This is a genomic window from Pseudomonas sp. NPDC096925 (assembly GCF_044762545.1).
Taxonomy (GTDB): Bacteria; Pseudomonadota; Gammaproteobacteria; order Pseudomonadales; family Pseudomonadaceae; genus Aquipseudomonas.
On sequence record NZ_JBIWEM010000002.1, the window covers coordinates 60,782 to 74,075 of the forward strand.

The 13,294-nt window shown below is 63.7% G+C and carries 11 protein-coding genes and 1 pseudogene; 5 read left to right on the forward strand and 7 right to left on the reverse strand.

Going from position 1 to position 13,294, the window contains the following annotated elements:
- Positions 1-118: 118 nt before the first annotated feature.
- The 4 genes and pseudogenes from ACIQYU_RS06305 to ACIQYU_RS06320 form a co-directional block, all read right to left on the reverse strand.
- Positions 119-1,078, reverse strand: coding sequence for a cation diffusion facilitator family transporter (locus ACIQYU_RS06305; protein ID WP_241105924.1), 960 nt, complete (start codon positions 1,076-1,078; stop codon positions 119-121).
- Between the two features lie 155 nt (positions 1,079-1,233).
- On the reverse strand, positions 1,234-1,989 hold the full coding sequence (locus ACIQYU_RS06310; protein WP_402799486.1) for a methyl-accepting chemotaxis protein: 756 nt from the start codon (positions 1,987-1,989) through the stop codon (positions 1,234-1,236).
- Positions 1,990-2,091: 102 nt separating this feature from the next.
- Positions 2,092-3,297 (reverse strand): annotated as a pseudogene (locus tag ACIQYU_RS06315) (HAMP domain-containing protein); the annotation flags it as partial.
- A gap of 66 nt (positions 3,298-3,363) precedes the next feature.
- Positions 3,364-4,716: an APC family permease gene (locus ACIQYU_RS06320; protein ID WP_207830752.1), complete on the reverse strand. Its 1,353-nt coding sequence runs from the start codon at positions 4,714-4,716 to the stop codon at positions 3,364-3,366.
- A gap of 445 nt (positions 4,717-5,161) precedes the next feature.
- On the opposite strand from ACIQYU_RS06320, the gene ACIQYU_RS06325 reads away from it, so the two are divergent.
- Positions 5,162-6,670, forward strand: a complete 1,509-nt coding sequence (locus tag ACIQYU_RS06325; protein WP_241105922.1) for a YdgA family protein — start codon at positions 5,162-5,164, stop codon at positions 6,668-6,670.
- 277 nt (positions 6,671-6,947) lie between these two features.
- A complete protein-coding gene (gene nadA / locus ACIQYU_RS06330) occupies positions 6,948-8,006 on the forward strand; it encodes a quinolinate synthase NadA (protein ID WP_019472564.1) in 1,059 nt (352 codons plus the stop codon).
- A gap of 109 nt (positions 8,007-8,115) precedes the next feature.
- Here nadA and ACIQYU_RS06335 read toward each other — a convergent pair whose 3' ends face one another.
- Positions 8,116-9,552: a M48 family metalloprotease gene (locus ACIQYU_RS06335; protein ID WP_063913009.1), complete on the reverse strand. Its 1,437-nt coding sequence runs from the start codon at positions 9,550-9,552 to the stop codon at positions 8,116-8,118.
- A 122-nt stretch (positions 9,553-9,674) separates the two neighbouring features.
- On the opposite strand from ACIQYU_RS06335, the gene ACIQYU_RS06340 reads away from it, so the two are divergent.
- On the forward strand, positions 9,675-9,914 hold the full coding sequence (locus tag ACIQYU_RS06340) for a sulfurtransferase TusA family protein (protein ID WP_008097503.1): 240 nt from the start codon (positions 9,675-9,677) through the stop codon (positions 9,912-9,914).
- 19 nt (positions 9,915-9,933) lie between these two features.
- Positions 9,934-11,004, forward strand: a complete 1,071-nt coding sequence (locus tag ACIQYU_RS06345) for an AI-2E family transporter (RefSeq protein WP_063913008.1) — start codon at positions 9,934-9,936, stop codon at positions 11,002-11,004.
- Positions 11,005-11,093: 89 nt separating this feature from the next.
- Here the strand turns inward: ACIQYU_RS06345 and ACIQYU_RS06350 are convergent, their stop codons facing one another.
- Entirely contained in the window at positions 11,094-11,567 is a 474-nt protein-coding gene (locus ACIQYU_RS06350; RefSeq protein ID WP_003254742.1) for a peroxiredoxin, read from the reverse strand.
- 11 nt (positions 11,568-11,578) lie between these two features.
- A complete protein-coding gene (locus ACIQYU_RS06355) occupies positions 11,579-12,139 on the reverse strand; it encodes a glycine cleavage system protein R (RefSeq protein WP_013973793.1) in 561 nt (186 codons plus the stop codon).
- 259 nt (positions 12,140-12,398) lie between these two features.
- On the opposite strand from ACIQYU_RS06355, the gene dapA reads away from it, so the two are divergent.
- On the forward strand, positions 12,399-13,286 hold the full coding sequence (dapA, locus tag ACIQYU_RS06360) for a 4-hydroxy-tetrahydrodipicolinate synthase (RefSeq protein ID WP_063913006.1): 888 nt from the start codon (positions 12,399-12,401) through the stop codon (positions 13,284-13,286).
- Positions 13,287-13,294: the final 8 nt, after the last annotated feature.

A 13,294-nucleotide genomic window follows, 5' to 3' on the forward strand; every position in this document is an offset into this window, starting at 1 on the left:
CTTGTGCTGGCCCATCGCCGGCAAGCCAGCTCCCACAGGGCTTGCGCATGACTCGGGGCTGATGCGGTCGAGGTGGGGGCTGGCTTGCTGGCGAAAGAGGCGCAAAGCGCCCCCCAGCTTATTCGGCCCACTCCGGATCCCCTGTAAACACCACCGTCAGCCAACGGTCCGGACCTTCACCACCCACGGCATCACCGATCTCGTTGCGCCACGCATCCCATTCATCGATGGTTTTCGCGGCCATGGCCTTCGGCACGATGAAATACAGTTCGATCTCCCGCGAGCGCCCGACCTTGGCCACATAGGCGCGGTATGACTGCAGCCCGTGGCGAGCAACGAAGGCCTTGGCGACTTCATCCACGTGCAGCTTGAGGTCGCCAGGGGTCACCAGGAAAATTTCCGAAAGGGCCTGGCGCACCACAGACATTGGCAACGGTACGATCACCAGGCAAACCAGCGCCAGCACAGCCGGGTCGATGTACGGCGATACCCATTCCAGTGAAGTGCCCTGTACCGCGTAACCAAAGCAGAAGGCGATCAGCAGCGCGGCGGTAATGCTGGCTGACATCACCCAGCCTTTTACGTCCATGCGCACGAAATCCGAGCCCAGCTTGCGGTTGGCGCGGGCCTCGACAATGGCGATGGTCACGCAGGCGATCACGGTCAGCAGCGCGTAGACCATGGCGATGCCGAACTCCAGGTGGCGCCCGCCTTGCAGCAAGCTGCTGACGGCGTTGATCAGTGCATAGATGGCCACGCCGCTGAGCAGGATGCCGTTGAGCGCCAGCACCATCGGCTCCAGGTGCCAGAAGCCCATGGTGAAGCGCTCGCGCAGCTTGCGCGACATCTGCACGCTGGTGGTGTGCGCGGTAATCAGCCTGACCACCACCAGCGACAGCCCGCTCATGCTGGCATCGACCAGCGAATAGACGCCGTCGAAGACGATGGAGAACGAGCCGGAGGCCAGGCCGAAGGCGATGCCGATGATGGCGATGAACAGGGTGACGGCAATCGAGGTGCGTAACAGGCCCTGTTCGCTGGTGATGTCGAAGAAGGTGGATCTGGTTGCGGTTTGCATAAAATGTGCTCTAGAAGAAACGGTGATGCTGTATTGCTTGTCAGGGCCTCTTCGCGGGTGAACCCGCTCCCACAGGTTGGCGTCGCCTTGGAGATCGGCGCAAAACCCTGTGGGAGCGGGTTCACCCGCGAAGAAGGCGCATTGGCCCTGACAGGTTAGACGCGGAATTGCTCCATCAGCGCCTGCTGCTGGTTGGCTAGCCGGTTCAGGGCCTGGCTGATCCGCGCCGACTCATCGGCCTGGCCTGCCAGCGATTCGGTCACATCGCGAATGCCGGCCACATTGCGGTTCACCTCTTCGGCCACCGCGCTCTGCTCTTCGGCTGCCGAGGCAATCTGCAGGTTCATGTCGCTGATCACCGCCACTGCCTCGCCAATCCGTTGTAGCGCCGGCAGCGCCTGCTCCATGCGCGTGGCGCTGTCCTGCGCCTGGCGCTGACCTTCGTGCATGGCGCCCACCACATCCTGGGTGCCTTGCTGCAAGCCCTCGATGACCTGGCGAATTTCCTCCACCGATGTTTGCGTGCGCTGGGCCAGGCCACGCACTTCATCGGCTACCACGGCAAAACCACGCCCGGCTTCGCCCGCGCGGGCGGCTTCGATGGCGGCGTTGAGCGCCAGCAGGTTGGTTTGCTCGGCAATGGTACGGATCACTTCCAGCACCGAACCGATCTGCCCGCTGCGGCCTTCCAGCGCGCGCGCCTCGTCCATGGCGGTGTTCATGCCGGCAGCCAGGCGGTCGATGCCCTGGCGGGTGCTGTCGATCAGTTGCAGGCCTTCGCGGCTGGCCTGGTCGGCTGCGCGTGCAGCCTGGGCCGCCTGCGAGGCGTTATGGGCGACATCCAGGGCGGTGGCGCTCATCTCGTTGGCAGCGGTGGCCACCTGTTCGATTTCACGGTGCTGTTGCTGCATGCCGTCGCTGGTCTGGCTGGCGATGGCGGCCGACTGGTCGGCGGTACCACGTGCTTCCTGCAGTGAGCCTTTGACCTGGGCAATGACCGGTTGCAGCTTGTCGAGAAAGCGGTTGAACCAGCCGGTGAGCTGGCCCAGTTCATCCTGGCGGGCGTAGTCCAGGCGACGGGTGAGGTCGCCTTCGCCGCTGGCGATGTCTTCCAGGCGTGCGGCCACGGCCAGGATTGGTCGGGTCACGCCACGCGCGGTCAGCCACACCAGCAGCAAACCGACTACCGCAGCGCCCAGGCCAACCAGCAGGCTGGTGAGGTTGGCGCTGTGGTTGTGCGCGTCCAGGCGCTGGTTGAGGGCGACGGCAGGCGCCTGCAGCACGCTTTCCGGCAGTTCCAGCAGTACCTGCCAAGGGGCGGCATCAGGGATCGGTGTGAATGGGTGGGCAACACGCAGCAGGCCATCGGCTACCGTCTTGTCCATGGGCTCGCCGAGTTTGCTGTCGTCGCGGCTGTTGCCGGCCAGCAGGCCGGCTGCGCTGGTGATGCTGACCTGGCCCTGGCCATCGAACAGCTCCCGGCGGCCGTCCAGGCTCAACTGCTGCAGGTTGGCCAGGCCGATGTCCAGGCCAACCACGCCGACCACCTTGCCATGCTCCAGCAGCGGCAGGGCGATGCTGGTCATCAGCACCTGGCGGCCATTCACCTCGTCGAGGTATGGCTCGAGCATGCAGGTTCTGGCGGTGTCCTGCGGGCAGGTCAGCCAGCGGTTCTTTGCCACGCCGTTGCTGCCGATGCTGGCGTCACCGAGCATCGATTCCGGCATGGCTTCAAGCTCCAGAGTGCCGGGGCGGGGTTGTGACCAGTACAGTGAGAAACGCCCGCTTTCGTTGCTGCCCACGGCATCCTGGCCGAGGTACTGGCTGTCCTGGTCCAGGGCGTCGGGCTGGAAAACCAGGTACAGGCCGATCACGTCCGGGTTGCCGGCCAGGCTGGTGCGGGCCTGGCGCGTCAGCTCGGCGCGCAGGTCGCTGCCGCCACGGGCCTTGAGCACCTGTACCAGGCGGGCAAAGCCATTGCCGTACTGGTAGGCGTCCATGAAATAGCGCTGGATGCGCAGGGCCTGGGCTTCGGCATGGGCCTGCAGGCGCAGGCGTGCGCTGCTGTCGAGCATTTCGGTGTTGGCCTGGTTGACCAGTGCCGCGCTGCGCCGCGCCTGGGCCAGCGACGTAGTCACCAGCAAGGCGACGATGGCCAGCAGGCACAGGCCGGCGAGCAGGGTGATCTTCCACTGGATGGAGAGGCGGCGCAGCGGCATGAGGGCTTTCCTTTTCGATCAAGTACAACGCCCGCGTTCAGGCGCGGGCGTTGTCGGCAGCGTGGGTCATTCAGCGATGTAGTTGGGCGGGGTGTCCCTGAAGGCTTTGGTCAGCCAGGCCAGGTACAGCAGGCCGAGCAGTGCCCAGACGCCACCGAACAGCAGCGAATGCGCGTTCAGGTCCAGCCACAGCGAAACGATGATGCAGAAGCCAATGGTGGGCGCCACCAGGTACGTCAGCTGGTTGGCCAGGCCTTGGCGCTTGCCTTCGCGCAGGTAGCAGTGGTTGATCACCGACAGGTTGACGAAGCTGAACGCGACCAGTGCGCCAAAGTTGATGATCGAGGTGGCGGTGACCAGGTCGAAGAAGATCGCTGACAGCGAAATCAGCCCCACCACCGCGATGTTCAGCACTGGCGTCTTGTAGCGGGAATGCAGGCGGGCGAACAGGCTGGCCGGGATCACGTTGTCGCGGCCCATCACGTACAGCAGGCGCGACACGCTGGTCTGCGAGGCCAGGCCCGAGGCGATGGTGTTGATCACGGTGCAGGCGATGAAAATCGACTGGAACAGCTTGCCGCCGACGTACAGGGCGATTTCCGGCAGTGCCGCTTCCTGGTCATGGAAGCGGGACATGGTCGGGAAGTAGGCCTGGATGAAGTATGACACGGTGATGAACACCATGCCGCCGATCAGTGCGGTGAGGAAGATTGCCCGAGGGATGGTCTTGCCCGGGTCGCGGGTTTCTTCGGACAGGCAGGTGACCGCGTCGAAGCCCAGGAACGAGAAGCACAGGATGGTCGCACCGGCGGCCAGGGCGCTGAGCTGGGTCTGGTTGTCGGCGAATGGCAGCAGGCTCCAGGCGGTACCCAGCCCTTCACCTTGGTCCAGGCCGCGCACGCACAGGTAGATGAACACGGCGATGATCGCCACCTGCACGGCCACGAACAGCAGGTTGAAGTGCGCCACCAGGTTCACGCTGCGCATGTTGATCAGGCTGATCAGGGTGACGAAGCCAGCCACCCACATCCACTCCGGTACTTCCGGGAACATGGCCGAAAGGTACAGCTTGGCCAGCAACGCATTGACCATTGGCAGCAGCAGGTAGTCCAGCAATGACGACCAGCCGACCAGGAAGCCCACGTGCGGGTTGATCGCACGCTGGGTGTAGGTATAGGCCGAGCCCGACTGTGGGAAGCGTCGTACCAGGGTGCCGTAGCTCACGGCGGTGAACAGGATCCCGGCCAGCGCCAGGATGTAGGCGCTGGGTACGTGCCCGGCGGTAATCCCGGATACGATGCCGAAGGTGTCGAACACGGTCATCGGGGTCAGGTAGGCCAGGCCGATGATGATCACGTGCCAGAGACGCAGGGTTTTGCGAAGTTGGCCATTGCCGGAGGCGCTGTGGTCATGCTGCATGCTGGCATGGCTCCTGCGGCTGGGCGTAAACGGCGGGCACGGTGTACTGCGCATGCGGCAAGGGCGAGCGGGTGGGCTCCATGTTGTTCACCTTTATTGTTGGAGCGGCGGGGGCGCGGGGGAGCGCGCAAAGTGGTGAAAATAAAAAACGATGGGTAGCTGGGTGTCAAGTTAAACATGACAAGATGTTGCTGAATTGAAATATTTATCGATTCAAGTGGGGTTTTGTTCGGTTATTGCGCGTTTTTTTGCGGTTTTGATCAATTTGAGTGTTCGTAAAAATTAACGAATGCCGGTCTCCCATGGAAAGGCTGTCAGGCGTTTCCCAAAAGCGGGATTTATCGAGCCGGGCCAGCGCCAGGCCTGGGCTGCGGTGGTACTCTTGGCGTTCTGTGTGGCCCTTGGCCGCCTACGAAGCCCTTACGGACAGCGATCGGTTCTATTCATGAAGAAATCAGTTGGCATCCTTTCCGGCCTGGCTATCGCCATCGCCGTCGCAATCACCGCTGGCGCCTGGTACACCGGCAAGCAGCTGCCTGCGGAGCTGGACAACGCCCTTGTCCGCAGCAACGCCGAACTCAAGAAGGCCCTGGTGAGCACCGGTGGCAGCATGAGTATCGAGCGGGTATCGCTGGAGCAGCATTTCTTCAGCAGTACCGCCCAGTACCGGCTCAAGGCCCGCGATATCAACCTGGGCGAAGGCGAAGTGGTGAACTTCGACGTGGGCGTGACCGACCAGATCGAGCATGGCCCGTTCCCCTGGTCGCGGGTAAAGGCGTTGAAGCTGATGCCGGTGCTGGCGGTCAGCAACAGCACGCTGCAGAAGGACGACGCCACTGCGCCGTGGTTCGCCGCCGCAGGCGAGCAGGCACCGGTCAGCGCGCAGACCAGCCTGGGTTACGACGGCAATGTGGTCAGCCAGATCCAGCTGGCGCCGGTCAAGCTTGACGAAGCGGATGGCAACAGCCTCGACTTCTCGGGCATGCAGTTGCAAGTAAGCGGTGATCAGGAAGGCAAAGCCTCGCGCTTCCACGGCCAGGCCGACCGTTTCGTGATGAAGCTGGTGCGCGATGACCAGCCGCCTGCCACCTTCGAGCTCAACGGCCTGAAGGTCGGCGGCCAGCTGGCGGCCACCGCGCACGAGGCCATCTATGTGGGCAACGTCGACCTGGCGCTGGCCGAAACCAAGGTCACTCTGGGGCCCAGGCAGCAGGTGCTGGTGGTCAAGGGCCTGGAGCAGAACGCCCTGCAAACCCTTGACGGCCCGGATACCGTGGGTGGCCGCGTGGAGTACAAGGTTGGGGATATCACCTGGGATGGCCGTGCGGTGGGCAAGGCGCAAATGGCGGTGAGCATCACGTCGGTCAACGCCCCGGCGCTGCAGGCGCTGTCGACGTGGTACCAGGCGCACCTGCCGGAATTCGAGGCCGCAGCCGCAGCCGGCCAGCCGGTGCCGGAAATCCAGATGGACGATGTGGAGAAGGCCAGGTTCCAGGGCGAGCTGCAGAAACTGCTGGCTGCCAAGCCCCGGGTGGCGGTGGAAAACCTGTCGTTCAAGACCGCCAATGGCGAAAGCCGCTTTGACCTTTCGATGGGCTTCGCTGCCCCGGCCAGCTTCGACCTGCCGCCTGACCAGTTGAGCAAGCAGCTGATCACCGAGGTTAAGGGCAAGCTGTCGTTGTCCAAGCCGATGATCGGTGACCTGGCAACCTTGCAGGCGCTGCTGGATGGCCAGACCGACGCCCAGGCCATTGCCATGCAATCGAGCCAGGCCGGGGAAATGGTCGGCATGATGGCGTTGCAGAGCGGCATGGCCACCGTGCAGGGCGATGATGTGGTAAGCAGCTTGCACTATGCCGATGGCATGGTCGATTTCAACGGCCAGAAAATGACCGTGGAAGAGTTCGCGATGCTCATGGCCTCGCACCTGGCGGCCCTGTCGCCGCAGGGCTGATCGAAAGCCTGTACCGGCCTCTTCGCGGGTAAACCCGCTCCCACAGGAGTTTGGCAGATTCTGTGGGAGCGGGTTCACCCGCGAAAGGGCCAGCACAGGCAACACAAAAACCACTTTAGAATTCGCTGGATTGTCTGTAGCCTTCGGCCTCCGATAATAATCCGCGCCCGCAGAGGGCCGTGGCGGCCTGTGTGCCGTCCGGCGCCCCTAGCCGATCTGTCAGGGCCGGGTGATACACTCGATTTGACGCGCACAAGCGCCTGCAGGTCCAGCGATCATGACCCAGATTTCCGAACGCCTGTTGGTTCAGGCCCACCTCGACGCCAAGCAGCCCAACCCGCTGACAGCCGAGCAGGAGGCCGAATACCGTGCGGCCATCGCTGCCGAGCTCAAGGCCCAGAACGCCGTGCTGGTCGCCCACTATTACTGCGACCCGGTCATCCAGGCGCTGGCCGAAGAAACCGGCGGCTGCGTGTCCGACTCGTTGGAAATGGCCCGCTTCGGCAAGAACCACCCGGCCGAAACCGTGATCGTTGCCGGTGTGCGCTTCATGGGCGAGACGGCGAAAATCCTCACCCCGGAAAAGCGCGTGCTGATGCCCACCCTGGAGGCTACCTGCTCGCTCGACCTGGGCTGCCCGGTGGAAGAGTTCTCGGCCTTCTGCGACCAGCACCCGGAGCGTACCGTGGTGGTCTATGCCAACACTTCCGCTGCCGTGAAGGCCCGTGCCGACTGGGTGGTCACCTCGAGCTGCGCGCTGGAAATCGTCGAAAGCCTGATGGACAACGGCGAGACCATCATCTGGGGCCCGGACCAGCACCTGGGGCGTTACATCCAGAAGCAAACCGGTGCCGACATGCTGCTGTGGGACGGTGCCTGCATCGTTCACGAAGAGTTCAAGTCGCGCCAGTTGGCCGACATGAAGGCGCTGTACCCGGATGCAGCGATTCTGGTGCACCCCGAGTCGCCGGAAGCGGTGATCGAACTGGCCGACGCGGTGGGTTCCACCAGCCAGCTGATCAAGGCTGCCCAGACCCTGCCGAACAAGACCTTCATCGTCGCCACCGACCGCGGCATCTTCTACAAGATGCAGCAGCTGTGCCCGGACAAGGAGTTCGTCGAAGCCCCGACCGCCGGTAACGGCGCGGCATGCCGCAGCTGCGCGCACTGCCCGTGGATGGCGATGAACACCCTGGAGCGTGTGCTGGATTGCCTGCGTAATGGGTCTAACGAGATTTTTGTCGACCCGGCGCTGGTGCCGAAAGCGATCAAGCCGCTGAACCGGATGCTGGACTTTACCCAGGCGGCGCGCCTGAAGTTGTCCGGTAACGCCTGACGCTGTACCGCGTCGCTTTCTTCGCGGGTAAACCCGCTCCCACAGGTACAGCGCAGCGCTCACGGGCGGTGCGGTCCCTGTGGGAGCGGGTTTACCCGCGAAAGGGCCTTCAACGCCCCATCATTTCCTGAACCATGCGCTGCTGCTCCATGACCTCGCGCTGGCGCTGGTCAATCTGTGCTGCCAGCGGGAAGTTCCCGCCCGCACGGCGCTTGGCGTAATCCAGCTGCTGGATGGCCTGGTCAAAATCGCCCACCAGTGTGAAGTACTCGGCACGCGCCCGGTGCAAACCAATGGTATTGCCCGAAAGGCCCCGCACTTCGGCCATGTCGTACCACACGTCCGGGTCATCCGGCCGGCTCTTCACCAGCTCGTTCAACACCTTCTCCGCCTCGGCGGGCTTGTTCTGCTTCACCAGCAAGTCGGCACGCACCTGTTTCAGCGGGTAGTTGCCCGGGTACAGGCCCTGCATGCGTTCGGCCCGCTGCTGCGCGTCGGCCAGGCGGTTGTTGGTGATATCCAGGTCGATCTGCGCCAGGTTGTAGGTAATGTCGTTGGGCGCCTTGGCCAGCAGCGGCTTGAGCAGTTCGCGCGCCTCGTTCAGCTGGCCACCCTTGATCTGCGCCAGGGCCAGGCCGTAACGCGCGGCGTCCAGCTTGGGGTCTTCGTCCAGCTGGGCGCGGAAGCGTTTGGCTGCCAGCCCCGGGGTGCCTTCGTAGGTCAGCGCCACCCGGGCACGGATCAGCTGGTAGCGCATGCTGTCCTCGACGCCGCCCTTGGGGGCCTGCTCGGCACGGTTGCGGGTGTCGGCGATACGCGACTCGGTTACCGGGTGGGTCAGCAAGAATTCCGGTGGCTTGGCGTCGTAGCGGTACTGCCGGGCCAGGCGCTCGAACATGGTCGGCATGTTGCGCGGGTCGTAGCCGGCCTTTTCCAGGTTCTGGATGCCGATACGGTCGGCTTCCTGTTCGTTTTGCCGAGAGAAGCGCCGCTGTTCCTGGATCGCCGCCGCCTGGGTGCCGGCGATCACGCCGATACCGGCATCACCGCCACCACCGGCGGCCAGCACGATACCGGCCAGCAACGCCGCCATCATCGGCAACTGCATGCGCTGCTGGGCCTCGACGCCGCGGGCGAAGTGGCGTTGCGACAAGTGCGCCAGTTCGTGGGCCAGTACCGAGGCGTACTCGCCTTCGGTCTGGGCGTTGAGGAACAGCCCGCCGTTGACCCCGACGATGCCGCCCGGGGCGGCAAAGGCGTTGAGCTCGCGGCTATCGATGAGGATGAATTCCAGGCGTCGGTCCTGCAGTTGGCTGGTTTCGGCCAGGCGATACACGCTGGTTTCGACGTAATCTTTCAGCTGCGGGTCGTTGAGCTGGTTGACCTGGCCACGCAGCAGGCTCAACCAGGCACGGCCGAGCTGGTGCTCCTGTTGTGGCGAGACGATCGCGGAACTGGCGTCGCCCAGTGATGGCAGGTCGTCAGCGTGGCCGGGGAGGGCCAACAGGCAGGCCAGCGTCAGCAGGGTAGGGCGCAGTAGATTCATGCATGAAGCTCGCGTCGGTCAAAGATACCTACTGTAGCGGGCTCACACGTTGGCGACCAGTGGCGCTATCCTAGCCGGCCAAATCCAGATACAGCCTGGCAATGCCTTTGGAGAGCCCCACGATGAGTGACACCCTGACCTGTGACGCCGAGCTGGACGCCAGCGGGCTGAATTGCCCTTTGCCGCTGCTGAAGGCCAAGATGGAACTCAACCGCCTGGCCAGCGGCGCGGTGCTCAAGGTCATCGCCACCGACGCCGGCTCACAACGCGACTTCCGCACTTTCGCCCAGTTGGCAGGTCATACCCTGCTGCGGGAAACGGCCGAGGCCGGTACCTACACTTACTGGCTGCGCAAGGCCTGAGTCTTTCCAAGGATCGTCAATGTTCAAAGTGCTTCGCGACTGGATGCAGCGCTACTTCTCCGATGAGGAAGCGGTGGTGCTGGCGGTCCTGTTGTTCCTGGCTTTTACCGCGGTACTCACCCTGGGTGGCATGCTTGCACCGGTGTTGGCGGGCATGGTGCTGGCGTTTCTGATGCAGGGGCTGGTCAATGCCCTGGAGCGCGTGCGGGTACCGACCCGGCTGGCGGTGATGCTGGTGTTCGCCCTGTTCATGGGCGCGCTGGCAGTGTTCATGCTGGTGCTGGTGCCGCTGCTGTGGCACCAGTTGATCACCCTGTTCAACGAACTGCCGGGCATGCTCGGCAAGTGGCAGTCGCTGCTGTTGCTGTTGCCCGAGCGTTACCCGCACCTGGTGTCGGACGAGCAGGTGCTGCATGCCATCGAGTCGGTGCGCGGGGAAATCGGAAAGTTCGGCCAGTGGGCACTGACCTTCTCGCTGTCGAGCCTGCCGTTGCTGGTCAATGCCATGATCTACCTGGTGCTGGTGCCGATCCTGGTGTTTTTCTTTCTCAAGGACCGTGAACTGATCGGCCGTTGGGTCAGCGGCTACCTGCCACGCCAGCGCAGCCTGCTGAACCGCGTGGGCAGCGAGATGAACCGGCAGATCGCCAACTACATCCGCGGCAAGGGCATCGAGATCCTGATCTGCGGCATTGCCACCTACATCGCCTTCATCAGCCTGGGGCTCAACTACGCCGCGTTGCTGGCGCTGCTGGTGGGGCTGTCGGTGGTGGTGCCTTACGTGGGCGCGGTGGTGGTGACCGTGCCGGTGACGCTGATCGCACTGTTCCAGTGGGGCTGGGGTGACCAGTTCATCTACCTGATGACGGTGTACGCGATCATCCAGGCGCTGGACGGCAACGTGCTGGTGCCGCTGCTGTTCTCCGAGGCGGTGAGCCTGCACCCGGTGGCGATCATTTGCGCAGTGCTGCTGTTTGGCGGGTTGTGGGGGTTCTGGGGGATCTTCTTCGCCATCCCGCTGGCGACGCTGATCAAGGCCGTGCTGGATGCCTGGCCGCGGCAGGAGCCTAGCGTTTCGCCGATGCTCTGAATGCAAATGGGGCCGCTTTGCGGCCCATTCGCGGACCTTGTGGGAGCGGCCTTGTGTCGCGAAAGGGGCGCAAAGCGCCCCCAACGATCTCAAGCCTTGTTCAGGGCCTGGGCAGCAGCCAGTACTGCATCCACATGCCCGGGCACCTTCACCCCGCGCCATTCCTGGCGCAGCACACCGTCCTTGTCGATCAGGAAGGTGCTGCGGTCAACGCCCATGTATTCCTTGCCATACAGCTTCTTCAGCTTGATCACGTCGAACAGCTGGCACAGGGCTTCGTCCTTGTCGCTGATCAGCTCGAACGGGAAGCCTTGCTTGGCCTTGAAGTTCTCGTGCGACTTGATGCCATCGCGCGACACGCCGAACACCACGGTGTTGGCCGCGGCAAAGGCATCATGCTGGTCACGGAAACCCTGGCCCTCGGTGGTGCAGCCCGGGGTGCTGTCCTTCGGGTAGAAGTACACCACCACTTGCTGGCCCTTGAGCTCGGCCAGGCTGACGGTTTGCCCGCTGGTGGCCTGGGCCTGGAAGTCGGCAACGGGTTGGTCGAGTGCTACAGCCATGGTCGGTTTCCTTACATTGGGTTCTGTGGACGCCATGGCTCGATCAGCGCATCGAGGTTCAGGGCATCGGCAAAGTCCAGGAACTGGTCACGCAGCCAGCTGATCTGGGTGCCGGCCGGCAGAATCACGGTGAACTGGGCGTTGAGCATGCTGCTGCCGGTCTGCGGCGCCAGGTAGGTGTCGCAGGTCATGGCTTCCAGCTCGACGCGGTGGTCGAGGAAGAACTGGCACAGCTCGTTGATGATGTCCGGGCGGTAGGCGGCGCTGACGTAGGCCACGTAGGGCAGGGCCTGCGGGCGCACTTCCTGGTCGGCGCTGCGCACCACGTCCAGGGTCAGGCCGTGCTTCTTGCCCAGGCCCGGCAGCATGGCTTCGAGGCGCGCCAGGGCGTCCCAGCTGCCGCCCACCTGCAGTACCAGGGCGCTGGTCTCGCCGTGGCGGCTCAGGCGCGAGGTGACCACCGCGCAGCGGTTTTCGAAGGCAGCGCGGCTGAGGACGTTGGCCAGCTCCATGGGGTTGGGGCCCAAGGCGCTGATGACAAGGAATTGTTCGCGGACGGTGGGGGTGGACATGCAGCATTCCTAAAGCGATGAGCGGTCGGCACAGGACGGGCGAAAGCCTCCAGTCGGCAGGGCCCGGGGCTCGCATGCGAGGTCGTGGACGCTGGCGGGGAGCAAGGTCGACGGCCCGGCGGGCCGCGCTGCACCGATCAAAGCAGCAAGGGTAGCGAAATAAGGCGCCGAGGGGAATGCTCCACCCGCCTGCTTCGCTTGTGCAAGGCCGATGCCCCCAGTACCATTACCGCTCTCTTTTTCCGGCAGGAGCAGTTACATGATTGCGGGCAGTATGGTGGCATTGGTCACTCCCATGGATGCACAAGGGCGTCTTGACTGGGACAGCCTCGACAAACTTGTAGACTTCCACCTGGAAAACGGCACCCATGCGATCGTCGCTGTCGGCACCACCGGTGAGTCCGCCACGCTGGATGTCGAAGAACATATCCTGGTCATCAAGCACGTGGTCGAGCGCGTCAAGCGCAGCACCCGCCGCATCCCGGTCATCGCCGGTACCGGTGCCAACTCCACTGCCGAAGCCGTGCACCTGACCCAGAACGCCAAGAGCGCCGGTGCCGACGCCTGCCTGCTGGTAGTGCCGTACTACAACAAGCCGACGCAAGAAGGCCTGTACCAGCACTTCAAGCACATTGCCGAAGCCGTCGACATCCCGCAGATCCTCTACAACGTACCCGGCCGCACCTCCTGCGACATGCAGGCCGATACCGTGATCCGCCTGTCGAAGGTCAAGAACATCATCGGTATCAAGGAAGCCACCGGCGACCTGGTACGCGCCAAGGCGATCCTCGATGGCGTCGATAGCGACTTCATCGTCCTGTCCGGCGACGACCCGACCGCCGTCGAGCTGATCCTGATGGGCGGCAAGGGCAACATTTCCGTCACCGCCAACGTCGCCCCGCGCGAAATGGCCGACCTGTGCGAGGCCGCCCTTGAGGGCAATGCCGAGAAGGCCCGCGCAATCAACGAAAAACTCATGCCGCTGCACAAAGACCTGTTCTGCGAGTCCAACCCGATCCCGGTGAAATGGGCACTCGTCGAAATGGGCCTGATGCACAAAGGCATTCGCCTGCCGCTGACCTGGTTGAGCGAAGGCTGCCACGAAAAAGTCCGTACTGCCTTGCGCCAGTCCGGCGTACTGGTTTAAGAGGAAGT

Coding starts and splice junctions, on each gene's coding strand:
- ACIQYU_RS06310 (WP_402799486.1), bottom strand. CDS start 1,989: ATGCAGCAACAGCACCGTGAAATCGAACAGGTGGCCACCGCTGCCAAC.
- ACIQYU_RS06320 (WP_207830752.1), bottom strand. CDS start 4,716: ATGCAGCATGACCACAGCGCCTCCGGCAATGGCCAACTTCGCAAAACC.
- ACIQYU_RS06355 (WP_013973793.1), bottom strand. CDS start 12,139: ATGTCCACCCCCACCGTCCGCGAACAATTCCTTGTCATCAGCGCCTTG.
- ACIQYU_RS06350 (WP_003254742.1), bottom strand. CDS start 11,567: ATGGCTGTAGCACTCGACCAACCCGTTGCCGACTTCCAGGCCCAGGCC.
- ACIQYU_RS06325 (WP_241105922.1), top strand. CDS start 5,162: ATGAAGAAATCAGTTGGCATCCTTTCCGGCCTGGCTATCGCCATCGCC.
- ACIQYU_RS06305 (WP_241105924.1), bottom strand. CDS start 1,078: ATGCAAACCGCAACCAGATCCACCTTCTTCGACATCACCAGCGAACAG.
- ACIQYU_RS06340 (WP_008097503.1), top strand. CDS start 9,675: ATGAGTGACACCCTGACCTGTGACGCCGAGCTGGACGCCAGCGGGCTG.
- ACIQYU_RS06345 (WP_063913008.1), top strand. CDS start 9,934: ATGTTCAAAGTGCTTCGCGACTGGATGCAGCGCTACTTCTCCGATGAG.
- ACIQYU_RS06335 (WP_063913009.1), bottom strand. CDS start 9,552: ATGAATCTACTGCGCCCTACCCTGCTGACGCTGGCCTGCCTGTTGGCC.
- nadA (WP_019472564.1), top strand. CDS start 6,948: ATGACCCAGATTTCCGAACGCCTGTTGGTTCAGGCCCACCTCGACGCC.
- dapA (WP_063913006.1), top strand. CDS start 12,399: ATGATTGCGGGCAGTATGGTGGCATTGGTCACTCCCATGGATGCACAA.